Genomic DNA, 23,093 nt, shown 5'->3' on the forward strand with positions numbered 1-23,093 from the left:
TTCACGTCCCGGGTCTGACGCCCGTCGCATGCAGGGTGCTGTCATGGGCACAGTCGCCCGGCGATCGGCCGGGCCGGTCCCAGGAGAGCGCCTCCATGATCCTCCGTCAGCGCCTCACCGTCCTCGCCGCGGCCACCGGGCTCGCCGCCGCCGGTCTCGCCACCGGCACCGCGCAGGCCGCCGCCCCGGCGACCGCCCCGTCGGTCACGTCCGTGTCGCTCGCCGCGAGCTGTTCGCAGGCGTACCTGCCGCTGCCCGACCCGTCCTGCACGCCGGGGGCGTACAACCCGGCCGTCACCCAGGCCACCATCGGTTCGACCATCTGCGTCTCCGGCTGGACCGCCACCGTGCGCCCGCCGACGAGCTACACCAACTCGCTGAAGGCGCAGCAGATCGCGCAGTACGGCTACGCGGACACCAACATGTCGGACTACGAGGAGGACCACCTCGTCCCGCTGGAGCTCGGCGGCGCGCCGCGCGACCCGCGCAACCTGTGGCCCGAGCCGCGGTACGGCGACCAGCCGGCGCAGAGCAAGGACTCGGTCGAGAACCGGCTGAAGACCGCGGTCTGCAGTCAGAGAGTGACCCTGGCGGCCGCCCGCAGCGCCATCGCGAGCGACTGGACCACGGCGCTCAGCCGCCTGGGGCTCTGACCCCGGTGCTCGGCCGCCCGGGGTTCTGACCCCGGGGGCGCGAGGATGCCGCCGGGTCCGTCCGGTCCCCTGTGCCGGACGGACCCGGCGGCGGTCTGTGGGCGCTACCGCCGGGCAGCGGCCGTCACCGGTGCCCGGTGCGGCCCGGAAGGGCCTCGCGTCCTTCGGCGGGCCCGGCGCTGCCGCCGGCGCCGAGCGGAACGGTGGCGCTGCGGCCCGCGCCGAGCGGAACGGTGGCGGTGGCCGGCCGGGCGCTGCGAGAGTGGCGGACCGTCAGCCGTCCAGCGGTGCGGGCCGGGGCTCCGGGTGCCGGGCCTGCCGGCCCCCACCGGCCGGCCGACCCGTGAGTGCGGACTCCGGGCACGGCTGTTCCTCCCCGTTCGTGCTGCCGTCAGGCCCCCCTGGCTCCGCAGTGCACCGGTGCCTGAGTGGAGGTCAGGCCGGTCGCTGCGTCGACGGCGGACGAAATTTATGCCACCGGGGCGCCGCGAGCAAAGCCGGCTTCCTCCGAGGCCGGGAGGCGCATGGCGATTGCGGTGGTCCGGTGGGGAGCCTGTGTGCAGGAGTGGCGGAAGCGGTGGGGGCCCGGGCGGGTCGTGAGCGCCCCGGGCGACGCGGCCCGGGGGTGCCCGGTGCGGCGGATCGCCGTGCCGGGGCGCCCCTGGGGCGGTGGTGCGAGTCCGTTCGATGCCGCGCCGCGCGGCGATCGGCCAGGTGGTCGGCACCGGGTCTGCCGGGCGGTGACGCACTGCTGTGATCCCGCTCACGGACCGCTCAGGGTGCCCGGATCCGGACGGGATCCGGACCGGGCCGTCGCGCGCGGAGGGGGTGGCCCGCCGCTACGGGCGGGTCCCCGGGACGCCGAGTTGCTGGGCGAGCCAGGGCAAAGCCTGGGCGAAGGTCGCGGCTCCGGTCTGCCAGGTGTGCCGGCCCGAGCCGACAGCACTGGTGGTGCGGATGCCGTCACGCTTGGCGGCCGCGTCCAGGGCCTTGGCGGCCTCGATCTGGCCGTGCTCCTCGTCACCCTGGCCGAAGTAGCCCGAGACGCCCTGGTACTTGGGGTGGTGGGCGAGGACGGTCAGCGGGTCGTGGGCCGCCCAGGCCGCGGCGTCGCCGCCGTAGAGCTCCTGGACGGTGTGGTCCCGGTCCCCGATGTACGGGCCCCTGTCGCCGGAGAAGTCGCCGAAGTGGGTGAAGGCGGTGGGGTGTTCGACGACCAGGTCGACCGCGCAGGTGCCGCCCATCGACCAGCCCGCCACGCCCCACTTGTGCGGGTCGGTGGCCGCGTTGAAGGTCTTCTGCACGAACGGGGGGACGTCCTTGACGAGGTGGCTCTCGGCGTTGCCGTGCGGGCCGTCCACGCACTCGGTGTCCACCCGGAAGCCGCCGGTGGCGTCCACGAAGACCAGGATCGGGGCGAAGCCGTTGTGCCGGGCGGCGAACTCGTCGGCGGTCCGGACCGCGTTGCCGGAGCGGATCCAGTTGTCGGGCGCCGCGAACTCGCCGCCGATCATCTCCAGCACCGGGAGCTTGGGGCGGGTCTGGCTGCGGAACCAGGCCGGCGGCAGGTAGACCAGCTCCTGGCGGTGGGCGAAGCCGCTGGCGGTGTCCGGGATGTCGACCTGGACGATGCGGCCGGTCCTGGTCCTGCCGTGGATCGACGCGAGTTCGGCCAGGGTGATCTGGTCCGGCAGCGGCTGCCCGCTGAGCTCGCCGATCGCGTCGTCGATCGTCGGGTAGTAGCCGGTGGCCAGGTTCACGCTGTTGGCCGCGCAGAACAGCGCCAGCACGACGGTCGGCGCCACCAGCGCCCTCCGCCACCACCTGGCGCCGCGCCAGCCGAACCCGAGCACGCTGAACGCCGCGATCGCCACCCCGCCCCACAGCCACACCTCGACCGGGATCGGATCGGTGATCCCGGACAGGGTGGTCACGCCGACGGCGGCCGCCGCGGTCAGCACCAGCGCCGTCCCGAGCGCGATCGGCCCCCGCCTGCGCCGCCAGGCCCGGTCCCGCAGGCCCGCCGCGGCCAGGAACAGGGCGACGGCGGCGGCCCGGACCGTCCACGGGAACCAGCCGTCGAGCAGGGAGACGTTCATGCGCGGAGGCTAGGCGCGGCAGATGAGAGGCTGGTGAGAGCCTGGGAGGCCGCTGGGCGCCGGCTGGGAGGCCGGCCGTCCCGGTCGCGGCGGTCACCGCGTCGGCCATCGCTTCGCCCGCTTCGCCCGCTTCGCCCGCCTCGCCCGCCTCGACCGCCTCGACCGCCTCGACCGCCGCGGCCCGGCCGGGCGTGCGGGCTCGGGGCTTGGGCTCGGCCGTACGGGCCCGGCGGTCGGAGCCGGACTGCCGGCCGTGGGGATCGGGCCGCCCTCAGCCGGTGAAGCGCTCCCGCAGGGCGGCGAGGCCGGAGGTGAAGACGCCCTGCACCCGGTCGGTGGACTCCTTGCGGTGCTCGGGCTCGATGTCGAAGGTGACGCTCCACTCGACGAAGGCGGCATCCAGCTCGGTCACCGGTGCGACCCGCAGGGTCGCCCGGTAGCCGTCGAAGTGGAACGTGCCGTCGGGGAAGCTGTAGGTGTAGCTGCGCGCCTCCTCGTCGTAGGCGAGCAGCGTCTCCTGCAGTTCCACGCCGTCGAGGTCGAAGATCCGCACCGATCCGATCGCGTTGCCCGCCGGCCCGTCGCCGAGCCGGCTCACCGGTAGGTGGGGGTGCCAGCCGCCGAGGCCGTGGAAGTCCCCGACCAGCTCCCACACCCGCTCGGCCGGGGCCTCCACCACCGTGCTGACCTTGATGCCCGCCATGTTCGCACCGCCGCTTCGCTTCTGACGCCCGGTAAGGACGGCACCATGCTGGGGCCGGCGGCCCTCTCGCGCCAGGGGGCCGGGCCGCAGAGCTGCCGGTGTGGGTGTCTATGGTGAACGGATGAGCGATGACGCCGTCTCCTTGCGCCCGATAGCCGAAGCCGACCTGCCCGCCCTCGGCAGGCTGGTCAACGACCCTGAGGCGGTGGGTGAGTTCCAGTGGTACGGCTGGCGGCATCCGGAGCGGTTCCGGCGGCGCTGGGAGGAGCACGGGCTGCTCGGTGAGGACCAGTCGATCTTCGCGGTCGTGGTCGGCGGGGAGTTCTGCGGCTTCGTCGCCGCCCGTCGCAAGGGCATGCTGCCGACCGCCCAGTACTGGAGCATCGGCATCCAGCTGGCGCCGCAGGCGCGCGGGCGGGGGATCGGCACGCAGGCCCAACGCCTGCTGGTGGACTACCTGTTCGCCCACACGCCGGTGATGCGGCTGGAGGCCGACACCGAGATCGGCAACATTGCCGAGCAACGAGCCCTGGAGAAGGTGGGCTTCACCCGCGAGGGCGTGCTGCGCGCGCTGACCTTCCGGGCCGGTGAATGGCGGGACTCGGTGGTGTACGGCCTGCTGCGCACCGACCCCAGGCCCTAGGGTCCGCAGACCCCGAACCACTCCTCGGCGAGGGCGTCCAGCGTCCTCGCCGAGGGCTCCAACTCCCGTAGGTACCACGGCAGGTCGCTGTACGCGTGGAGGAGGGTGTACGCCATCAGCAGCCGCGGTTCGAAGGCGCGGCCGTAGGCGGTCAGCAGGTGCCCGAGCAGCTGCGGGTCGGCGCGGGTGGTGAACAGGCCGACGGCCACCAGGTCGTAGGCCGGGTCGCCGATCATGGCGGGTTCGAAGTCGATCAGACCGGTCAGGCGCCACCCGCCGGCCGGGTCGGTGATCAGGTGCTCGCGCATGAACTCGGTGTGCAGCAGGGAGCCCTGTCCGGTGCGGGGGAGCGGCGCGGCGGCGAGGAAGTCGGGGATCTGCTCCAGCCAGTCCTCGGACAGCCCGCGCCCGCGCTGGCGGGCGACGGCCTGCGCCCGCTGCCGGGCGAGGAAGGCCGGCCAGTCTCCGGGGCCGAGGACGTCGGCGAGCGGTGCGGCGTCGAGGGCGTGCAGCGCGGCGAGCGCCCGGCCGCAGTCGCGGGCGATCCGCTCGCGGTCGGTGCGGGGGATGCGCGGCCAGGCGGGGGCGAGGCCTTCGCCGTGCAGCCGCGACATCAGCACGTAGCGCCAGCCGTTGACGTCCTCGCCGGCGGCGCGCACCTCCGGCGTCGGGATCGGCAGGGCGCCCGCCAGGTGGGCGAGCACCCGGGCTTCGGTGGTGGCGTCGTCGGCGCCGGTCGCCGGGAAGAGCTTGAGCACGTGGTCGTCACCCACCGCGTACACCGGGACGGAGCCCTCCGCGAAGCGCTCCAGGGGCAGCCCGCCGAAGCCGAGGCGCGCGCACAGCGCCTCGGCGCCGGGGCGCAGCACCGACTCGTCGGGGACCACCGCGTCCCCCTGGTCGTCCGTCTCCACTGCAGGCAGCACGGTGGCAGGCTAAGCGGGGGACGGCCCGGCGGCAAAGGCGTTTCAGCCGCCGTCGAGTTCGGCGGCCGGGTCGTGGCTGCGCAGGTAGTGGGCGCCGGGGCCGACGCGGGCGAGCCGGTCGGCGGGGTTGTGGAGGCCGCAGCGGGTCAGCGAGAGGCAGCCGCAGCCGATGCAGCCGGTGAGCCTGGCCTTGAGCCGTTCGAGCTCGGCGATCTGCTCGTCGATCCGGTCCTGCCAGGCGGTGGCGACCCGGTCCCATTCGGAGCCGCTGGGGGCGGGGCGTTCGGGCAGGTCGTCCAGGGCGTCGCGGGCCTCGTCCAGGGAGAGGCCGACCCGCTGGGCGGCGCGCACGAAGGCGATCCGGCGCAGCGTGCTGCGGGCGTAGCGGCGCTGGCCGCCGCTGGTGCGGGTGGCCTGGATCAGGCCGAGGCTCTCGTAGTAGCGCAGCGCGGAGTGGGCGAGGCCGCTGCGGGCGGACAGCTGGCCGATGGTGAGGAGGTCTCCCGAGCGCGGGCCGGCGGCGCGGGCGTCGTCGGATGTCGCCGTCATGGGGACCGAGTGTAGCCGCTTGACTTCAAGTTCGCTTGAAGTTGCACGATCGCTGGCATGACGACGAACACGAGCACGGAAGCCGTCGGCCGGGCCCGCTTCGAGGACCTCCAGGCCCTGATGGCGCTGATGACCGGCGACGAGAAGCACGACGTGGCCGCGACCTCCACGCTGGACGCGCTCTGGGTGCTGTACGACCGGGTACTGAGGGTCACCCCGGAGACCGCCGAGGCGCAGGACCGCGACCGCTTCCTCCTCTCCAAGGGCCACGGCCCGATGGCGTACTACGCGGTGCTGACGGCCAAGGGCTTCCTCGACCCCGCCCTGCTGCCCGGCTTCGGCGGCTACGACTCGCCGCTGGGCTACCACCCGGACCGCATGCTGCTGCCCGGCGTGGAGATCTCCTCCGGCTCGCTCGGCCACGGCCTGCCGCTGGCCGTCGGCACCGCGCTCGGACTGCGGGCGCAGGGGCTGACCGACCCGGCGGTGTGGGTGCTGGTCGGTGACGCGGAGTTCGACGAGGGCTCCAACCACGAGGCGGTCGCCTTCGCCGGGGCGTACGGGCTGGACCGGCTGCACACGGTGGTGATCGACAACTCCTCGGCCACCCACGGCTGGCAGGGCGGTATCGCCCAGCGCTTCGCGGCCGCGGGCTGGTCCACCGCGACGGTGGACGGCCGCGACCACGAGGCCCTGTACCGCGCCTTCACCGCCGAGCACCCGGGCCGCCCGCACGTGGTGGTCGCCCGGGTTGAGCCCAAGAACTCCTGAGCGCACCCGCACCACTCCTCCCGGGACAAGACCCCCAAACCGAAAGGCAGTTACCGATGGACACCATGCGCGAGCGCTTCGTCGCCGTCACCACCCGCCTGCTGGACGAGGACCCCCGGCTGGCCGTCGTCCTCGCCGACATCACCGCCGCCGCCTTCGAGCCGGCCCGGGACCGCCACCCCGACCGGGTGGTCAACGTCGGCATCCGCGAGCAGCTGCTGATCGGCGCGGCCGGCGGCCTGGCGCTCAGCGGGATGCGCCCGATCGCCCACACCTTCGCCAGCTTCCTGGTGGAACGGCCCTTCGAGCAGCTCAAGTTGAGCCTGGTGCACCAGGGTGTCGGTGCCGTCCTGGTCAGCGCCGGCGGCTCCTACGACAATCCGGCGGCCGGCCGCACCCACATGTCCCCGGGCGACGTCGCCCTGCTCGACACCCTGCCGGACTGGACGGTGCACGTCCCCGGCCACCCGGACGAGGCCGAGCAACTGCTGAAGCACGCCGTCGCGGACGGCGACCGCAACGTCTACGTCCGGCTCTCCGACCACCGGAACGCCGAGCCGACGGCGGTCGAGCCGGGCCGCTTCACCACCGTGCGGACCGGCTCGCACGGCGTGGTGCTGGCCGTCGGCCCGATGCTGGACGCGGTGCTGGCCGCGACCGAGGGCCTGGACGCCACCGTGCTCTACGCGGCGACGGTGCGCCCCTTCGACGCCGCCGGGCTGCGCGCCGCGGTGGGCGAGCGGGCGGACGTGGTGCTGGTGGAGCCGTACCTGGCCGGTACGTCGGCGAACGAGGTGCACGCGGCGCTGGCCGACCGCCCGCACCGGGTGCTGGCCCTGGGCGTGCCGCGCGAGGAGCACCGGCACTACGGCTCGATGGCGGAGCACCTGACCGCCTACGGCCTGGACGCGCCCGCGCTGCGGGAGCGGATCGGCACCTTCCTCTGGTAGGCCGGGTGGGTCCGGTGGACCTGGAGGACCGCCCGGCAAGCACAAAAGATCTGCGGCGGGCCGGCCGGGCGCGGACCGGTCAGACCAGTACGATCGCCACCGCGTCCGGTGCCAGCCGCAGCGCCGTGCCCTCCAGCGCCGCCGCCCCGAAGGCGGCCACCACCTCCCGGCCGGCGGCCTCCAGCGGCAGCGCGGCCTCGACCGGCCCGAGGTTGACCGCCACCCGGTACGGCCCCCGGTGCACGACCAGCCAGCCCGCCTCCTCCTCGAACGCGACCCGCACCGCGCCCAGGACCGGGTTTGACAGCTCCGGCCGCTCGCGCCGCAACCGGATCAACGTGCGGTACCAGGCGAGGAGTTCGGCATGCGGATCGCGCTGCGGCTCCGTCCAGTCGAGCACCGAGCGCAGCACGGTGGCCGGCTCCTGGGGGTCCGGGACGGCCTCGGCGGCCCAGCCGTGTTCGGCGAACTCCCGCCGCCGGCCCTGCCGTACGGCCTCCGCCAGCTCCGGGTCGGTGTGGTCGGTGAAGTACTGCCAGGGGGTGGCGGCGCCCCACTCCTCGCCCATGAACAGCATCGGGGTGAAGGGCGAGGTGAGCACCAGCGCGGCGCCGCAGGCGAGCCGGCCGGCGGACAGCGTGGCGGAGACGCGGTCCCCGAGGGCCCGGTTGCCGATCTGGTCGTGGGTCTGCAGGTAGCCGAGCAGCCGGTGGCCCCCGTCCGGGGGGAACGGCCGGCCGTGGTGGCGGCCCCGGAAGGAGGACCAGGTGCCGTCGTGGAAGAACCCGCGGGTCAGCGTCCTGGCGACGGCGGCGAGCGGCTCGCGCGCGAAGTCCCCGTAGTAGCCCTGGGATTCGCCGGTGAGTGCGCAGTGCAGGGCGTGGTGGAAGTCGTCGCTCCACTGCGCGGTGAGGCCGTGGCCGCCGGCCTCGCGGGCGGCGGTGGTGCGCGGGGTGTTGATGTCGGACTCGGCGACCAGGAACAGCGGCCGGTTGACGGCCACCGCCAGTTTGTCGACCTCGCAGGAGAGTTCCTCCAGGAAGTGCACCGCCCGGTCGTCCGCGAGGGCGTGCACCGCGTCCAGCCGCAGGCCGTCGATCCGGTAGTCGCGCAGCCAGGTCAGCGCGCTGTCGATCAGGTAGCGGCGCACCTCGTCCGAACCCGGGGCGTCCAGGTTCACCGCCGAGCCCCACGGGGTGTGGTGCCGGTCGGTGAAGTACGGCCCGAAGGCGGGCAGGTGGTTGCCGGAGGGGCCCAGGTGGTTGTGCACCACGTCCACCACCACGCCGAGGCCCTTGCGGTGCGCGGCGTCCACGAAGCGCTTGAGCCCCTCGGGGCCGCCGTACGGCTCGTGGACGGCCCACAGCGAGACGCCGTCGTAGCCCCAGCCGTGCCGGCCGGGGAACGGGCAGACCGGCATCAGTTCGACGAAGTCCACGCCCAGCTCGACCAGGTGGTCCAGGTGTTCCGCGGCGGCGTCGAAGGTGCCGCGGGCCGTGAAGGTGCCGATGTGCAGCTCGTAGAGCACCGAGCCGGGCAGCGGGCGGCCGCGCCAGCCGGACTGCGACCAGCGGAAGGCGGCGTGGTCCACCGCCCGGCTCGGGCCGTCCGGGCCGTACGGCTGCCGGGGCGAGCGCGGGTCGGGCAGCGGCGGGCCGCCGTCGAGGCGGAAGGCGTAGTCGCCCTCGGGTGCCTCGCCGGACCACCAGCCGTCCCGGTCGGCGCAGCGCTCCAACGGGTGCTCCGTGCCCTGGACCTCCACGGTGACGCGGGAGTCCGCGTACGGCGCCCACACCTCGTAGCGCGGCATCGCTCAGCCCCTCCTCGTCAGCAGCGCCACCGGCTGGGTCGCGAACAGCTCCGCCACCGACACCGGCCCGGCGGGGTGGTCGCGCAGCGTCAGCTCGTCCGTCCAGGGCCCGCCGGCCGGCAGCTCCAGGACGGTGTCGCGCCAGCCGCCCGCCCGCTCCAGCCCGTACGGCAGCCGGGTGACGGCGGTGACCACGTCCTCGCCGCGGGCGAAGGCCAGCAGGTGGTCGCCGGCCGGGCCGACGGCGGACAGCGGGCGGTGGGCGCCGAGCGGGCGGGTGCGGCGCAGGTGCAGCGCGGTGGTGGTCAGGTGGAGCTTCTCCCGGGCGAGGTCGCCGGGGCGCGCCGCGGCCGAGTCGGTGAGCCGCACGGCGAGCGCGCCGAGGTCCACCACGCCGCGGTTGTCCGGGTCGACCAGGGTGTACAGCGGCTCCTCGCTGCCCTGGTAGAGGTCGGGCACCCCGGGAACGGTCAGATGCAGCAGGGTCGCGGCCAGGGTGTTGGCACGGGCGTACGGGGCGAGCGCGTGCACCAGGCCCTCGATCCGGGGGAGCAGCACCGGGTTGGTGTGGACGGCGCGGGCCCGCTCCTCCAGGGCCCGTTCGTAGCGCTGGTCGGGGGCGGTCCAGGAGGTGTGCAGCTTGGCCTCGCGGGCGGCCTTGAGCAGGGCGGCGACCAGCCGGTCCGGGTCGATCGGCCAGGCGGCGAGCAGCGTGTGCCAGAGCAGCCAGTCGGCGTCGCGGTCGAAGCCGGGCCCGGCCGCGGTGGACCACGCGGCGGCCTCGGCGGCCCAGGCCTCGGGCCGCTCGGCGAGGACGGCGAGCCGGGCCCGGGCGTCGGCGCTGCGCTTGGTGTCGTGGGTGGAGAGCACCGTCATGCTGTGCGGCCAGCTGCGTTCCAGGTACCGGCACCAGTCGTGGAACTCGGCCGGGGACACCCCGGGCCGGGCGGGCTCGCCGCCGACTTCGTTCAGGCCGGGCAGCGCGTTCCACCGGTAGAAGGCGGTGTCCTCGACGCCCTTGGCGGCCACGGCGGCGGCGGTCTGCGCGAAGCGCGCGCAGAACTCGTCCTTGTCGGGGCTGCGTCCCAGCTCGCCGAGCGCCAGTGCGGCCACCAGGCGCTCGGTCGGGTCGTCGGCGCCGGCCGACTGGAGCGGGTCGTCGAAGACGGGCTCCCCGGGCACCGGGTAGGGCCGGTACGCCGGGTAGTCGGTGAGCAGCCGCCGCACGGCCGCGCGCAGCTGCCAGGGCGCGTGGTCGGCGTGCGCGGCTTCGGCGGTGCCGATCCGCACCGCGATCCGTACCAGCCGCTCGACCTCGGCGGCCAGCTCGCCGCCGGGCCCGGTCATCTCGGCCCGTCCGCGGTGGGCGGCGGCGATCGCCGGGTGCGGGTCCTGGCAGAGGTCGCGGACCGGCCCGCCGTGCAGGAAGGACTCGTACGCCCCGGCCAGCCGGCAGGCGCCCGCGTGGTCGATGAGCACGCCGTCGATCCGGCGCAGCGCGTCGTAGCCGGTGGTGCCGGCCACCGGCCAGTCCTCGGGCAGCCGCTCCTCGCCGGTGAGGATCTTCTCGACCACCGTGTACGCGCCGCCGGTGGTCCCCGTCGCGCCGCCGGTGCCCACCGTCGCCCCGCCGGTGGCGGCTGCGAGGCGGCGCAGGTAGCCGCGCGGGTCGGCGAGCCCGTCCGGGTGGTCGATCCGGAAGCCGTCGAGGACGCCGTCGGCGTACAGGCGCAGCAGGACGGCATGGGTGGCGGCGAAGACCTCCGGTTCCTCGACCCGGACGGCGATCAGGTCGTTGACGGTGAAGAAGCGCCGGTAGTTGAGCTCGGTGCGGGCCAGCTGCCACCAGGCGAGCCGGTACCACTGGCGGGCCAGCAGCTCGGGCAGCGGCAGCGTGGCGGTGCCGGCCCGCAGCGGCAGTTCGTGGGTGTGGTAGCGGAGCACCTCGCCGTCCACGGTCAGCTGGTCCAGGACGGCCCCGAGCCGGTCGCCCAGCAGCGGCAGCAGCACCCGCCCGCGCTCCGGGGCGTCGACGGGGCCGGGCTGGGCGGTCCAGTCGATGTCGAACCAGCGCGCGTACGGCGAGTCGGGGCCGTCGCGCAGCACCTGCCAGAGCGGCTCGTTGAGCCGTTCGGGCACGGGCACGGCCATGTGGTTGGGCACCACGTCGGCGATCAGCCCCAGTCCGTGCCGGTGCGCCTCGGCGGCCAGGGCGCGCAGCGCCGCCTCGCCGCCGAGCTGTTCGCTGATCCGGGTGTGGTCGACGGTGTCGTAGCCGTGGGTGGAGCCGGGGGTGGCCTCCAGGAGCGGGGACAGGTGCAGGTGGGAGACGCCGAGGGCGGCGAGGTAGGGGACGGCGCCGGTGGCGTCGCGCAGGGTGAAGCCGGGCTGGAGCTGGAGCCGGTAGGAGGAGGTCGGGACGGTGGCGGCCGGGCGGGGCTGCGGGGGCTCGGCGGCGGAGGTCATAGGTCCATAGGTACCCGGCCGGGGCCGCCGCCAAGACCCGGTGCTCGCCCGAACAGGTGAGCGGCCCCCGGGGGTGCGGGGGGCCGCGCCGGCTCCCGACGGGGCTGCGCCGGTCACGCGGGCCGCTGCAGCACCATCAGGGAGCGGTCGGTGAGCCAGAGGGTGTCCCCGGCCTTGACCTTCGTCCCGGTGCCCGGGGCGGGCAGCCGGGGCTGGGCGGTGTCGACCACGACCTGCCACTCCTGCCCGTGGCCGACCGGCACGGTGAACTCCAGGGGCTCGAAGTGGGCGTTGAACATCAGCAGGAAGGAGTCGTCGATGATCCGCCCGCCGCGCCGGTCCGGTTCGGAGATGGCGTGGCCGTTCAGGAAGACGGTCAGCGACTTGGCGTAGCTGGCGCCCCAGTTGCGCTTGGTCATCTCCTCGCCGGCGGGGGTGAACCAGGCGATGTCGGTGAGGTCGTCGTAGCCGCCGGAGGCGGACACCGGGCGCCCGTGGAAGAAGCGCCGCCGCCGGAACACCGGGTGGTCGCGGCGCAGCCAGATCATCCCCTGGGTGAACTCGAGCAGCCGGGCCTGCGGTCCGTCCTCCTCGGGCCAGTGCACCCAGGTGAGCTCGTTGTCCTGGCAGTAGGCGTTGTTGTTGCCCAGCTGGGTGCGGCCGAGTTCGTCGCCGTGCGAGAGCATCGGTACGCCCTGGGAGAGCATCAGGGTGGCGATGAAGTTGCGCTGCTGGCGGGCGCGCAGCTCCTCGACGGCCGGATCGGTGGTCGGGCCCTCGACGCCGCAGTTCCAGGAGCGGTTGAAGGACTCGCCGTCCCGGTTGTCCTCGCCGTTGGCCTCGTTGTGCTTCTCGTTGTAGGAGACGAGGTCGCGCAGGGTGAAGCCGTCGTGGCAGGTCACGAAGTTGATCGAGGCGATCGGGCGGCGGCCGTCGTCCTGGTAGAGGTCGGAGGAGCCGGTGAGCCGGGAGCCGAACTCGGCGAGGGTGGCGTTCTCGCCGCGCCACAGGTCGCGCACGGTGTCCCGGTACATGCCGTTCCACTCCGTCCACAGCGGCGGGAAGTTGCCGACCTGGTAGCCGCCCTCGCCGAGGTCCCAGGGCTCGGCGATCAGTTTGGCCTGGGAGACCACCGGGTCCTGCTGGACGAGGTCGAAGAAGGAGGACAGCCGGTCGACCTCGTGGAACTGCCGGGCGAGGGTGGCGGCGAGGTCGAAGCGGAAGCCGTCCACGTGCATCTCGGTGACCCAGTAGCGCAACGAGTCCATGATCAGCTGGAGCACGTGGGGGCTGCGCATCAGCAGGCTGTTGCCGGTGCCGGTGGTGTCCTCGTAGAAGCGCTGGTCCTGGGCGAGGCGGTAGTAGGAGACGTTGTCCAGGCCGCGCAGCGAGAGCGTCGGGCCGAGGTGGTTGCCCTCGGCGGTGTGGTTGTAGACCACGTCGAGGATGACCTCGATCCCGGCCGCGTGCAGCGCCTTGACCATGGACTTGAACTCCTGCACCTGCTGGCCGCGGTCGCCGGTGGAGGAGTAGGAGGAGTGCGGGGCGAAGAAGCCGATCGTGTTGTAGCCCCAGTAGTTGGCCAGGCCCAGGTCGCGCAGCCGGTGGTCGCGGACGAACTGGTGCACCGGCATCAGCTCGATCGCGGTGACGCCGAGCTTGGCCAGGTGCTCGATCACCGCCGGGTGGGCCAGGCCCGCGTAGGTGCCGCGGATCTCCTCGGGGATGCCGGGGTGGAGCTGGGTGAGGCCCTTCACGTGGGCCTCGTAGATGACGGTGCGGTGGTAGTCGGTGCGCGGGGGGTGGTCGGTGCCCCAGTCGAAGTACGGGTTGATCACCACGGAGTGCATGGTGTGCGGGGCGGAGTCGAGGTCGTTGCGGCGCTCGGGGGCGCCGAAGTGGTAGCCGTAGACCGACTCGTCCCAGTCGATGTGCCCGCTCATCGCCTTGGCGTACGGGTCCAGCAGCAGTTTGGCGCTGTTGTGCCGCTGGCCCAGGCCCGGGTTGTACGGGCCGTGCACGCGGAAGCCGTAGCGCTGGCCGGGCTGGATCCCGGGGAGGTAGGCGTGGCGGACGAAGGCGTCCGTCTCGCGCAGTTCGATGGCGGTCTCCGAGCCGTCCTCGTCGATCAGGCACAGCTCGATCCGGTCGGCGCTCTCCGAGAACACCGCGAAGTTGGTGCCGACCCCGTCGTAGGTGGCGCCGAGGGGGTAGGGCTTACCGGGCCAGACCTGCATGAGTCCTCAACTTCCTTGCTGCCGACTGTAACTGACATCTAGTCCGACAATCCGCCCGGACCCGGACGCTCTTTTCCCGGCCGGGCGGCCGGGCATGTGCGACGTTCGCGCGCCGTGACGTACGGCACAGCCCGCATACTCCCCGAGCCCTTCCCCGGTGGCCGGGAGATAGCGCCGGGGTTAGCCCGAACGGGTGTCCAGGGGCAAATCTTGTGAAGAGCTGCCGGTGCTCTGTGAAACGTGCGCCCGGTGGTGCCGGCGGGGCCCCTCGGTCATCCGGCTGCGGGCGGCTCGCGGTGGGCAGTACCCTTGATCGTCCGGCCGCCCCGGCCGCCCCGGCGGGTTCACGACGGCCCGTCAACGGCCCCCGCGCCCGCGGGGGTCGGCTGCAGCAACCAGATGAGGTGGCGCATGGTGTTCCCCGCCGGCGGCCGTGGCCCCGGGCCCGACGGTCCCGACCGGGGCGGTACCCGCAGCGAGGCGCCCACCGTCGTCATGCGCCCCACCCTGACCGGCCGCGCCCTGGTGCCCGCCCAGGGCGGCCCGGCCGAGGTGCCCGCCCTCGCCTGGTCCGCCGGCGAATGGGAGGACGCCTACCAGCGGGTCCGGCTGTCCGGCCGCGCCTACGTCTGGCTCAACCTGGTCGAGCAGCGGCTGCGCTCCCTGGTCGACGAGGTGCTGCACCCCATCTATGCCCCCGCGCACGGCGAGGACTGGGTCACCGCCGCCGCCGGACCGGCCGGCGAGGAGTGGGCCCACCGGGCCGGCGCCGTACGCGAGGTCAGCCGGCGCAAGGGCTACCTCCTCGACCCGGCCGACGACGACCCGCTGGTCTTCCTCACCCTGCCCCAGCTGCGCGAGCTGATGGTCCAGCACTGGCCCTGCTTCGAGCCCTACCTCGCCGACCGGCGCGAGATCGAACTCGCCCTGGACGAGCTGGAGGTGGCCCGGCACGTGGTCTCCCGCAACCGGGTGCTCACCCAGACCGTGCTGGCCCAGACCGAGCGCGCCGCCGCCCGGCTGCTCGCCGTCCTGGACGGCGGCGCGGGCGGGGTGCCCGCCGACGTGGTGGAGTCCCTGGTCGCCGGGCGCTACGCGGACGTGGTCGCGGTGCACGCCGACCGGGTCCGGCTGCAGCGCGACCTGCCGGTGGAGGACCTGCTGGACGGCGCCCGCCGCCTGGACGCGCTCGGCATCGGCCTCGGCATGCTCTGCCAGAACTACACCGGCAAACGCCTGGTGCGCCTGGCCGGCGAGGGCTGCCGGGTACGGCTGCTGTTCCTCAACCCGGCGAGCAGCGCGGTGCGCCGCCGCGAGCGCGAACTCGGCCTCTCGCGCGGTGAGTTGTCCCGCTCGATCGAGATGAACATCATGCACGTGCGCCGCGTCCGGGCCCGGCTGCGGGACCAGGGCGGCTTCGAGATCCGCGTCTTCGACGAGACCCCGCGCTTCACCGCCTACCTGGTCGAGGGCCCCCGGCCCACCGGCCAGGTCGGCGGTCGCCGGCAGAGCCGCGACCTCGGCGTCGTCCAGCCCTACCTGCGCCGCTCCCGCGGCATGGAGTCCCCCGCGCTGATCCTGCGCGGCGGCGCCGGCCAGCAGCCGGGCGGCACCGAACCCGGACTGCTGGAGGTCTACCGCGAGGAGTTCGAGGGGGTCTGGGCGGACTCCCGGCCCGTCTCCTGAGGACCTCCCCGGTCGCGTCCTCGGGAACCCGCTGCGCACGCCCCGGTGACCCTCCTGCTCAGGCCTGGGGAAAGCTCCTGCTCACGCCCGGGGAAAGCTCCTGCTCACGTCCTGAGGAACCGCCTGGCCACCGCCCTGCCGCCGGTGCAACACTGCCGCCCGTGAACAGCCTCCCCGCCTGGACCCTGGTACCCGCCGGCCCCGAGGACCTGGAAGCCGTCGTCGAACTCAAGGCCCTGGTCATGCGCGCCGACCTGGAACGCCTCGGCCGATGGTGCCCGGAGCGCTCGCGGGAGCGGGTGCGGAAGTCCTTCTCCACCCGCCACACCTCCCTCCTGCTGGTCGAGGGCGCCTTCGCGGGCTGCGTCACCGTCCGCCCCGACGACCGGGGCGGACGCCACCTGGAACTCTTCTACCTGGCCCCGCACCTCCAGGGCCGCGGCCTCGGCGGTGCCGTGCTGCGCCACCTGCTCGCCGAGGCCGACGCCGCCCGGGAGCCGGTGCACCTGGTCGTCCTGCGGGGCAGCGCCGCCCGGCGGCTGTACGAGCGGCACGGCTTCGCCGTCGTCCACGAGGACCCGGTCGACGTCACCATGCTGCGGGAGCCGGCACCGACCGCGGCACCGCCACCCTCGCCCCGGGCGGTGTCGAGCCGCTCGGCTCCGTCCCCCGGGCGTTCCACACGCTCCGCGCGCCCACCCCGGAGCGGGACGCCGGCCTCCTGCGGCGCCTGACCGGCCGCCACCCGGCAGCGCTTGCGACGGCACCTCGCGCGCCGGCCCGGTCCCGGCGGTGGTGCGGCGCCGGCCCGGTCCCGGCGGTGGTGCGGCGCGGGCCCGGGCGGGCGGCTGCCGGGGTCACCCGATCCGGGCGCTCCCGGCTGTGCGCTGGTGGCCGAACGGGCCGTCGCCGCCGCCCCGGGGCCAGCCGTCCGGGAGGCTGCCGCGCCCCGGGCCGGTCGCCCTGCGGGCCGGGCTGTCGGTGGGCCGGGTGATGATAGGGGCTGTTTCGAGCGGTTGGACGGAAGGACACCTGATGAGCTGGTGGCAGCAGCCACTGGTCGGCTTCGACCTGGAGACCACGGGCACCGACCCGGCCGTGGACCGCATCGTCACGGCCGCGCTCGTGGACACGGTCGGCGCCGCGCGGGTGGAGGCCGCCAACTGGCTGCTCGACCCCGGGGTGCCGATCCCCGCCGAGGCGGAGGCGATCCACGGGATCGGGGACGAGCTCGCACGGGGCAAGGGGCGGCCGGCCAAGGAGGCGGTGGAGGAGATAGCCGCGGCGCTCTGCGCGCGGATCGCGGCCGGGCGGCCGGTCGTGGCGTTCAACGCGCCGTTCGACCTGTCGCTGCTCGACGCGGAGCTGCGCCGGTACGGGCTGGCGACGCTCGCGGAGCGCCTCGGCGGGCCGGTCGGGCCGGTGCTGGACGCGCTGGTGATCGACCGGGCGGTGGACAAGTACCGCAAGGGCTCCCGCACCCTGCAACGGGTGTGCGAGGTGTACGGGGTCGAACTGACGGACGCCCACGAGGCGGACAGCGACGCGCTCGCCGCCGTCCGGGTCGCGGTCGCGCTGGCCGGGCGCTACCCGGCCGAGGTGGGGGAGGTCGCGCCGGCCGAGCTGCACCGGCGGCAGGTCGGCTGGTACCGGGAGTGGGCCGAGGGGCTGGAGGCCTGGCTGCGCCGCGGCAAGGACCCGCTGGCCGTGGTCGACCCGCGCTGGCCGTGCCGGCCGACGGACCTGCCCGCGGACCAGCCGACCGGCCCCGGGGACGTGGCCGGGTGACGCCCCGCCCGATCCGCCCGGCCCGCCCCGACGACCTGCCCGGCTTCCTGGCACTCGCCGCCGAGGTGGAGCACTGGTTCGGCCCGATGGTGGCCGAGCCCGGCTTCCGCCGGGCCGTGCGCCGCAGCACCGACCGGGGCCTGGCCACCGTCGCCGAGGACGGTCAGGGCCTGCTCGGCGGGCTGCTGTTCGGCAGCACGGAAGCGACGCCCCCGCTGCACCACCTGCACTGGCTGGTGGTCGCCGAACGCGCCCGCGGCACCGGCTGCGGCCGCGCCCTCGTCGAGGACGCGCTGCGCCGTCACGTCCGCCCCCCGGCCGTCCTCGAGGTGGTGACCTTCGGCCCGGACCACCCCGGCGCGGTGGCCAGCGGTGCCCGGGTGTTCTACGAACGGCTGGGCTTCACCCCGGCCGAGGCCGCCGAGCCGGGGCCGGAGGGCGGCTCCCGCCAGGTCTACCGGCGGCACTTGGGCTGACCCCGGCGGGGCGCCTCGTCAGGAGGCCGGGAAGTCGAAGGTGTACCCCTGGGCGACCAGCCACGGCAGCAGCTGCTTGAGTGCGGCCACCGTCTGGCTGCGGTCGCCGCCGCCGTCGTGCATCAGGATCACGCCGCCGGGCTTGAGCTGGCTCTGCACCGTGGAGACGATCGCCGGCACGCCCGGGCGGGACCAGTCGCGCGGGTCGACCGACCAGCCGAGCGAGGACATCCCGAGGCCCGCGGTGATCTGCTCGTTGTCCGCGTTGAAGCCGCCGCCGGGGGCGCGGAACCAGTCGACCCGGGTGCCCGGCCCGCCGGCCTTGACGATCATGTCCCGGGCCGCGGTGATCTCGTACGCGGCCTTGTCGTAAGGCAGCTTCGCGAAGGGCTGCGGGTGGTGGACGCTGTGGTCGCAGAGCCGGTGCCCCTCGGCGACGATCCGCTTGACCAGCGCCGGGTTGGCGGCGGCGTTCTGGCCGATCTCGCAGAAGGTGGCCTTGACGTGGTACTGGGCCAGCAGGTCGAGTATCTGCCCGGTGGCCGGGCCGGGGCCGTCGTCGAAGCTGAGCGCGACGGTGCGGCCCCCGGAGGCGGTGGAGCCGATCACCTTCCCGGCCGGGGCGTGGGTGGCGGGGGCGCCGTCGGAGGAGGGCTGGTCCGGAGTCGTCCGCGCCGCCGGAGCGGCGGGGGCGGCCGGAGCGGCCGACGTGGCCGGCGCCGTCGGGGTGGTCGCCGGGGCCGTGGGCCTCGGCGTCTGCGGCGTCCTCGGCTTCGGGGTGACGGGCGGCGCCGCCGGGCCCGAGCCGTCCACGGCGTCCGTGCCGGGGCCGGGCGTGATGGTGGCCGCCCCGGTGGAGCCGGTCGACCCGCTGCCGGCCGGCTGCCGGGGCGCGCCGCTGGAGGGCGGGGCGGCGGCGTTCGTCGACTGCAGGGCCCCGCTGGCGGTGCCGCACGCGGACAGACCCAGGACGGCGGCCACCGCGACGCAGCCCGCGATCAACCTGCGGCGGTCACGGGCCGGTCGGGTCGGGTGGGTCGTTCGACGGGGGGCGGTCGTGGGCATGGCGGCGGCTCCTGAGGTACGAGAAAGGGTGCCGATCCCTCGGTCAGGATGACTGTCGGACAGGACGCCGAGCGTACGTGCCGCGGTTGCGCGCCGGACCGATCCCGCTTAAGAGCCTTCTCACACCCGCCCGGCTTGGCGCTCATCCCTCGGAGCGGGTATCGCCGGCCGCCTCAGAACGGGTACCACCGCACGTCGGTGGCCCCCTCGCGCAGCGAGTCGACCCGGCGCCGGAACTCCGCGAGCGCGGCCGGACTGCTCGCCGCCTGCTGGGCGACCCAGGAGGCGCTGGCGGTCTCCCGCGCCCCGCGCAGCACGGCGAAGCCCGGCCAGTCGCGCACGTCCCAGCCGTACGCCGCGGTGAACGCCCGGTACTCCCCGTCCGGCACGCCGTACCGGTCGTGGCTGAGCGCGAGGACCACCAGGTCGTGCTCGCGCAGGTCGTGGGAGACGTTCTCCAGGTCGAGCAGCACCGGCCCGTCCGGGCCGACGTGGACGTTGCGCGGCAGCGCGTCGCCGTGGATCACCCCGGGGTGCAGCCGCGGTGCGAGGTCGGACAGGGCGGCCTCGAAGGCGTCCCGGCGGCGGCGCAGGAATTCGACGTCCGCGGGGTCGACGTGGCCCTCGGCGGAGGCCAGCCAGCGCTCCACCGGCGCCAGCAGGTCGCGCCGTCCGAGCGGGAAGGGCGGCAGCGGCAGCCGGTGCAGCGCGCGCAGCAGCGGGGCGAGGTCGGCCGTCCGGGCCGGCCGCACGGCGGGGGCGAGCCGGTGCCAGAAGGTGACCGGGTGCCCGTGGGCGCGCTGCGGCTCGGGTTCGGTGCCCCGGTACGGGCGGACCACCGGCACGCCCTGCCCGGCCAGCCAGTGGGCGACGGTCAGCTCGCGGTGCGCCCGGTCGTACAGCTCGGGGCCGCGGCCGACCTTGGCGACCACGGCGGGTTCGCCCAGGTCGAAGACGGCGTTCTCGCCGAGCGCGAGCAGCCGGGCGTCGCCCGGGGCGGGCAGTCCGGCGGACTCGCAGGCCTGGGCGAGCAGCAGCCGGGCGCGGGGCTCGTCGAAGGGGATCATGGCTGGGCTCCGTTCCGCCGGCGTTCTCCCGGACGGTGATCATCATGACGCACCGGGACGGGCCGGCGGCGTCGGTCCCGGTGGCGGGTGGGGTTTTCCCTACCCCCCGACCCTGACGTACTCCTCCTCAGAGGTAGGGGACGCACTCCACCCTGAGGGGGAGAAGTCTCCACCCGGAGCACGAGGTCAACGGGCGTTCGGCCGGGAGACACTGGGTCGGGGCCGGTTCGGGTCGGCCCGCACGGGGGTTGGAATACGGGGGCTCCTTGCCGGGCGGCAAGTAGGTGCTCGTAGGATGACGCCCAGTCCCACTTACCTGCCGACCGGCAAGGAGCGCCCGCGCGCCCCCTGCCGGTCCTGCCGTCGCCCAGCGTCCCGTCCCCAAGGGCTGCGGTGAACCATGCCCAGGAGGCATCGAGCATGTTCCACCGACTAGGACACTTCGTCGTCCGCCGCGCCTGGTGGGTGATCGCCGCGTGGGTCGTCGCGATGATCGCCATCGTCGCGACGGCGCCCAAGGTCACCTCCCAGACGGACGAGTCCGCCTTCCTCCCCAAGCACTACGAGTCCATCCAGGCGGCGCAGCTCCAGGAGCAGGCGTTCCCGTCGAGCTTCACCCCGGCCGCGCTGCTGCTCTTCGAGCGCACCGACGGCCAGGCGCTCACCGACGGCGACCAGGCCTCGATGGACAAGGTCGTCGACGGGCTCACCGCGGCGCACATCCCCGCCGTCGAGAAGATCCTCCCGGTCGACCCCAAGACCTCGAAGTCCAAGGACGGCAAGTACGCGCTGTCCATGGTCGCCATCGACAAGAGCAAGATGCAGAGCCCGGAGTACACCGACGCGGCCAAGAAGCTGCGCAGTGAGGGCGCCGAGCTCGCCGACGGAAGCGGCCTGAAGTTCCAGGTCGGCGGCCAGGCCGCCAGCGGCCTCGACCAGCAGGAAGCCTCCGGCGCCACCGACGCCATCGTCATGTTCGGCAGCCTGCTGCTCGTCATCCTGATCGTCGGCATCATCTTCCGCAGCATCCTGGCCGGCATCCTGCCGGTCGTCCTCGCCCTGGCCGTCGCGATGCCGGTGGCCAACGGCCTGATCGCCGACGCGATCAAGATGTTCGACCTCAAGTCCTCCCCGATGACCTCGGCGATCCTGATCATCGTGGTCCTCGGCGTGGGCACCGACTACTTCCTCTTCCTCGCCTTCCGCTACCGCGAGCGGCTGCGCCTGGGCGAGGACCGCAAGACGGCCGTGGCCAACGGCGTCGGCCGGGTCGGCGAGGCGATCGCCTCCGCCGCCGGTGCCGTCGCCGTCGCCTTCGCCGTGCTCGTGCTGTCCAGCCTCGGCATGTTCACCGCGCTCGGCCCGGCGCTGGCCATCGCCGTCATCGCGACCGCCCTGGTCTCGCTGACCCTGGCCCCCGCCGTGCTCGCGGTCATCCCGTCCAAGGCCGTCTTCTGGCCCGGCAAGAAGTGGATGCAGGAGCCGAAGAACGCGCGCTTCGCCGCACTCGGCCGGATGACCGGCAAGAAGCCCGGCCTGGTCGCCCTGGTCTCCGGCGGCATCCTCGTGGTGCTGGCCCTGGCCGGCGTCAACTACAACGGCACCTACGACCTGGCGGGCAGCTCGATGCCCAAGGGCAAGGAGTCGATGGTCGTCCAGGACAAGCTGATGACGGCGTTCTCGGCCGGCGCCGCCGACCCGAGCCACGTCTACCTGACCAGCACCGACGGCGCCAAGCTCGACGACGCCGCGATCAAGAGGTTCGGCGAGCAGCTCCAGGGCGTCCCCGGGGTGGCCTCGGTCGTCCCGCCGTCCGCCCAGGGCAGGACGATCAGCGCCGACGGTGCCACCGGTGACTTCACCGTGCTGCTCAAGGACGCGCCGGCCTCCAACAAGGCCATCGACACCATCGAGAAGGTGCGCGACACCGCCCACGCGGCGGCCCCGGCGAACACCAAGTCCCTGGTCGGCGGCATCACGTCGGTGTACAAGGACATCAACACCGCGATGGTGCACGACTACACCCTGGTCTTCCCGATCGCGGCCGTGCTCATCATGATCATCCTCGGTCTGCAGCTGCGCAGCGTGGTCGCGCCCTGGTACCTGATGGCCTCCGTCGGCCTCGGCTTCGGTGCCACGCTCGGCGCCACCACCCTGCTGTTCCAGAACGTCAAGGGCGAGCAGGGCCTGATGTTCATGCTGCCGATCTTCATCTACCTGTTCGTGGTGGCGATCGGCACGGACTACAACATCCTGATCATCGCCCGCCTCCGCGAGGAGGCCCGCGAGGGCCGCAGCCCGCGCGAGGCGGCCCGCGAGGCCGTCAAGCACGGCGGCCCGACCGTCGCGGCGGCCGGCTTCATCCTGGCGGCGTCGTTTGCGACCTTCATGCTCGCGGGCAACGTGCTCTTCATGGAGCTCGGCTTCTCGCTCGCCTTCGGCATCGTGCTGGCGGCGTTCGTGATGGCGATGTTCTTCACCCCGTCCATCACCGCGCTGCTCGGCCACCGCGCCTGGTGGCCCGGCCACGGCGACAGCATGGGCTCCGGCCACGGCGGGGACGCGGCCCCGGTGGCCGGCGCCCACGGGATGCCGGAGCCGGCCGGCCGGCGCTGACCCGTCGGCGCCGACCCGGACGGCTTCCACCCGGCCGTCGTGCGCTCAGCGGCGCCCCGCTCCGGCGGGGCGCCGCTCCCCGCTTTCCGGGGGCGGCAAACGTGATCTGCTCCGCAGAAAGTCCCCGGTCAATCGCGGTGCCACCGTGCTACAGTCGAGTCAGTTGCAGTTTTGGTTCCCATGAACGCTTGTGTGCGCCTGCTGGTCCCAACCAACAGGCGCATTTGTTTTGTCCGGTGTTTCACTCTCCGGATGGGGATCGCGGCTACTTGGGGATTCACGAGGTGTGAATCCCCGATGCCCCAAAAGAAGGAGACGGTTATGGCTACCGGCACCGTGAAGTGGTTCAACAGCGAAAAGGGCTTCGGCTTCATCGAGCAGGACGGCGGCGGCCCGGACGTGTTCGCCCACTACTCGAACATCCAGGCTCAGGGCTTCCGCGAGCTCGTCGAGGGCCAGCGCGTGGAGTTCGACGTCACCCAGGGCCAGAAGGGCCCGCAGGGCGAGAACATCCAGGTCATCGGCTGACGTCAGCCACCACGCTGACGCGCGATCCTGCTGATCCCGTGAAGCGGGGCCCGCACCGCG

At 74.0% G+C, this 23,093-nt stretch carries 19 protein-coding genes; 10 read left to right on the forward strand and 9 right to left on the reverse strand.

What is annotated here, in order from left to right; genetic code table 11:
* Positions 1–95: 95 nt before the first annotated feature.
* Entirely contained in the window at positions 96–653 is a 558-nt protein-coding gene (locus ACGF07_RS09775) for a hypothetical protein (RefSeq protein ID WP_350747143.1), read from the forward strand.
* 839 nt (positions 654–1,492) lie between these two features.
* On the opposite strand, the gene ACGF07_RS09780 is transcribed toward ACGF07_RS09775, so the two are convergent.
* Together ACGF07_RS09780 and ACGF07_RS09785 are read right to left on the reverse strand one after the other, a co-directional pair.
* Positions 1,493–2,752, reverse strand: a complete 1,260-nt coding sequence (locus tag ACGF07_RS09780) for an alpha/beta hydrolase (RefSeq protein ID WP_392896969.1) — start codon at positions 2,750–2,752, stop codon at positions 1,493–1,495.
* A gap of 271 nt (positions 2,753–3,023) precedes the next feature.
* Positions 3,024–3,455, reverse strand: coding sequence for an SRPBCC family protein (locus tag ACGF07_RS09785; protein ID WP_392896971.1), 432 nt, complete (start codon positions 3,453–3,455; stop codon positions 3,024–3,026).
* 121 nt (positions 3,456–3,576) lie between these two features.
* Here ACGF07_RS09785 and ACGF07_RS09790 point away from each other — a divergent pair, with 121 nt between their 5' ends.
* Entirely contained in the window at positions 3,577–4,098 is a 522-nt protein-coding gene (locus ACGF07_RS09790; protein WP_392896973.1) for a GNAT family N-acetyltransferase, read from the forward strand.
* Here the strand turns inward: ACGF07_RS09790 and ACGF07_RS09795 are convergent.
* Both ACGF07_RS09795 and soxR read right to left on the reverse strand, forming a co-directional pair.
* A complete protein-coding gene (locus ACGF07_RS09795; RefSeq protein ID WP_392896975.1) occupies positions 4,095–5,024 on the reverse strand; it encodes a phosphotransferase family protein in 930 nt (309 codons plus the stop codon). The genes ACGF07_RS09790 and ACGF07_RS09795 overlap by 4 nt on opposite strands.
* A 42-nt stretch (positions 5,025–5,066) precedes the next feature.
* On the reverse strand, positions 5,067–5,573 hold the full coding sequence (gene soxR, locus ACGF07_RS09800) for a redox-sensitive transcriptional activator SoxR (protein ID WP_350744440.1): 507 nt from the start codon (positions 5,571–5,573) through the stop codon (positions 5,067–5,069).
* Between the two features lie 57 nt (positions 5,574–5,630).
* Here soxR and ACGF07_RS09805 point away from each other — a divergent pair, with 57 nt between their 5' ends.
* Both ACGF07_RS09805 and ACGF07_RS09810 read left to right on the forward strand, forming a co-directional pair.
* Positions 5,631–6,344, forward strand: a complete 714-nt coding sequence (locus ACGF07_RS09805) for a thiamine pyrophosphate-dependent enzyme (protein WP_392896977.1) — start codon at positions 5,631–5,633, stop codon at positions 6,342–6,344.
* A 56-nt stretch (positions 6,345–6,400) separates the two neighbouring features.
* Complete coding sequence (locus tag ACGF07_RS09810; RefSeq protein WP_392896979.1) at positions 6,401–7,294, forward strand: transketolase family protein; 894 nt, start codon at positions 6,401–6,403, stop codon at positions 7,292–7,294.
* Positions 7,295–7,373: 79 nt separating this feature from the next.
* On the opposite strand, the gene treZ is transcribed toward ACGF07_RS09810, so the two are convergent.
* The 3 genes from treZ to glgX form a co-directional block, all read right to left on the reverse strand.
* Complete coding sequence (treZ, locus tag ACGF07_RS09815; protein ID WP_392896981.1) at positions 7,374–9,104, reverse strand: malto-oligosyltrehalose trehalohydrolase; 1,731 nt, start codon at positions 9,102–9,104, stop codon at positions 7,374–7,376.
* A 3-nt stretch (positions 9,105–9,107) separates the two neighbouring features.
* Positions 9,108–11,570, reverse strand: a complete 2,463-nt coding sequence (gene treY / locus ACGF07_RS09820; protein ID WP_392896982.1) for a malto-oligosyltrehalose synthase — start codon at positions 11,568–11,570, stop codon at positions 9,108–9,110.
* A gap of 113 nt (positions 11,571–11,683) precedes the next feature.
* On the reverse strand, positions 11,684–13,807 hold the full coding sequence (gene glgX, locus ACGF07_RS09825; protein ID WP_350744430.1) for a glycogen debranching protein GlgX: 2,124 nt from the start codon (positions 13,805–13,807) through the stop codon (positions 11,684–11,686).
* A gap of 411 nt (positions 13,808–14,218) precedes the next feature.
* On the opposite strand from glgX, the gene ACGF07_RS09830 reads away from it, so the two are divergent.
* The 4 genes from ACGF07_RS09830 (at position 14,219) to ACGF07_RS09845 (ending at position 17,757) form a co-directional block, all read left to right on the forward strand.
* Positions 14,219–15,493 carry an SAV2148 family HEPN domain-containing protein gene (locus ACGF07_RS09830; protein ID WP_350744428.1) on the forward strand — a complete coding sequence of 425 codons (1,275 nt, stop codon included), beginning with the start codon at positions 14,219–14,221 and terminating at the stop codon, positions 15,491–15,493.
* 161 nt (positions 15,494–15,654) lie between these two features.
* On the forward strand, positions 15,655–16,227 hold the full coding sequence (locus ACGF07_RS09835; protein ID WP_392896984.1) for a GNAT family N-acetyltransferase: 573 nt from the start codon (positions 15,655–15,657) through the stop codon (positions 16,225–16,227).
* A 301-nt stretch (positions 16,228–16,528) separates the two neighbouring features.
* Positions 16,529–17,281: an exonuclease domain-containing protein gene (locus ACGF07_RS09840; protein ID WP_350744424.1), complete on the forward strand. Its 753-nt coding sequence runs from the start codon at positions 16,529–16,531 to the stop codon at positions 17,279–17,281.
* Entirely contained in the window at positions 17,278–17,757 is a 480-nt protein-coding gene (locus ACGF07_RS09845) for a GNAT family N-acetyltransferase (protein ID WP_392896987.1), read from the forward strand. Before ACGF07_RS09840 ends, ACGF07_RS09845 begins: the two co-directional genes overlap by 4 nt.
* 18 nt (positions 17,758–17,775) lie before the next feature.
* Here ACGF07_RS09845 and ACGF07_RS09850 read toward each other — a convergent pair whose 3' ends face one another.
* Together ACGF07_RS09850 and ACGF07_RS09855 are read right to left on the reverse strand one after the other, a co-directional pair.
* A complete protein-coding gene (locus ACGF07_RS09850; protein WP_392896989.1) occupies positions 17,776–18,822 on the reverse strand; it encodes a polysaccharide deacetylase family protein in 1,047 nt (348 codons plus the stop codon).
* Positions 18,823–18,995: 173 nt separating this feature from the next.
* Entirely contained in the window at positions 18,996–19,889 is an 894-nt protein-coding gene (locus tag ACGF07_RS09855; protein ID WP_392896991.1) for a phosphotransferase enzyme family protein, read from the reverse strand.
* A 420-nt stretch (positions 19,890–20,309) separates the two neighbouring features.
* Here ACGF07_RS09855 and ACGF07_RS09860 point away from each other — a divergent pair, with 420 nt between their 5' ends.
* Positions 20,310–22,505, forward strand: coding sequence for an MMPL family transporter (locus ACGF07_RS09860; protein WP_392896993.1), 2,196 nt, complete (start codon positions 20,310–20,312; stop codon positions 22,503–22,505).
* Between the two features lie 321 nt (positions 22,506–22,826).
* Positions 22,827–23,033 carry a cold-shock protein gene (locus tag ACGF07_RS09865; RefSeq protein WP_207816199.1) on the forward strand — a complete coding sequence of 69 codons (207 nt, stop codon included), beginning with the start codon at positions 22,827–22,829 and terminating at the stop codon, positions 23,031–23,033.
* Positions 23,034–23,093 lie beyond the last annotated feature (60 nt).

This window comes from Kitasatospora sp. NPDC048194, from assembly GCF_043202455.1.
Taxonomy (GTDB): Bacteria; Actinomycetota; Actinomycetes; order Streptomycetales; family Streptomycetaceae; genus Kitasatospora.

Excerpts from the sequence above, each read along its gene's own strand:
- ACGF07_RS09775 (WP_350747143.1), top strand. The coding sequence starts at position 96 with ATGATCCTCCGTCAGCGCCTCACCGTCCTCGCCGCGGCCACCGGGCTC.
- ACGF07_RS09780 (WP_392896969.1), bottom strand. The coding sequence starts at position 2,752 with ATGAACGTCTCCCTGCTCGACGGCTGGTTCCCGTGGACGGTCCGGGCC.
- ACGF07_RS09785 (WP_392896971.1), bottom strand. The coding sequence starts at position 3,455 with ATGGCGGGCATCAAGGTCAGCACGGTGGTGGAGGCCCCGGCCGAGCGG.
- ACGF07_RS09790 (WP_392896973.1), top strand. The coding sequence starts at position 3,577 with ATGAGCGATGACGCCGTCTCCTTGCGCCCGATAGCCGAAGCCGACCTG.
- soxR (WP_350744440.1), bottom strand. The coding sequence starts at position 5,573 with ATGACGGCGACATCCGACGACGCCCGCGCCGCCGGCCCGCGCTCGGGA.
- ACGF07_RS09805 (WP_392896977.1), top strand. The coding sequence starts at position 5,631 with ATGACGACGAACACGAGCACGGAAGCCGTCGGCCGGGCCCGCTTCGAG.
- ACGF07_RS09810 (WP_392896979.1), top strand. The coding sequence starts at position 6,401 with ATGGACACCATGCGCGAGCGCTTCGTCGCCGTCACCACCCGCCTGCTG.
- treZ (WP_392896981.1), bottom strand. The coding sequence starts at position 9,104 with ATGCCGCGCTACGAGGTGTGGGCGCCGTACGCGGACTCCCGCGTCACC.
- treY (WP_392896982.1), bottom strand. The coding sequence starts at position 11,570 with ATGACCTCCGCCGCCGAGCCCCCGCAGCCCCGCCCGGCCGCCACCGTC.
- glgX (WP_350744430.1), bottom strand. The coding sequence starts at position 13,807 with ATGCAGGTCTGGCCCGGTAAGCCCTACCCCCTCGGCGCCACCTACGAC.
- ACGF07_RS09830 (WP_350744428.1), top strand. The coding sequence starts at position 14,219 with ATGGTGTTCCCCGCCGGCGGCCGTGGCCCCGGGCCCGACGGTCCCGAC.
- ACGF07_RS09840 (WP_350744424.1), top strand. The coding sequence starts at position 16,529 with ATGAGCTGGTGGCAGCAGCCACTGGTCGGCTTCGACCTGGAGACCACG.
- ACGF07_RS09850 (WP_392896989.1), bottom strand. The coding sequence starts at position 18,822 with ATGCCCACGACCGCCCCCCGTCGAACGACCCACCCGACCCGACCGGCC.
- ACGF07_RS09855 (WP_392896991.1), bottom strand. The coding sequence starts at position 19,889 with ATGATCCCCTTCGACGAGCCCCGCGCCCGGCTGCTGCTCGCCCAGGCC.
- ACGF07_RS09860 (WP_392896993.1), top strand. The coding sequence starts at position 20,310 with ATGTTCCACCGACTAGGACACTTCGTCGTCCGCCGCGCCTGGTGGGTG.
- ACGF07_RS09865 (WP_207816199.1), top strand. The coding sequence starts at position 22,827 with ATGGCTACCGGCACCGTGAAGTGGTTCAACAGCGAAAAGGGCTTCGGC.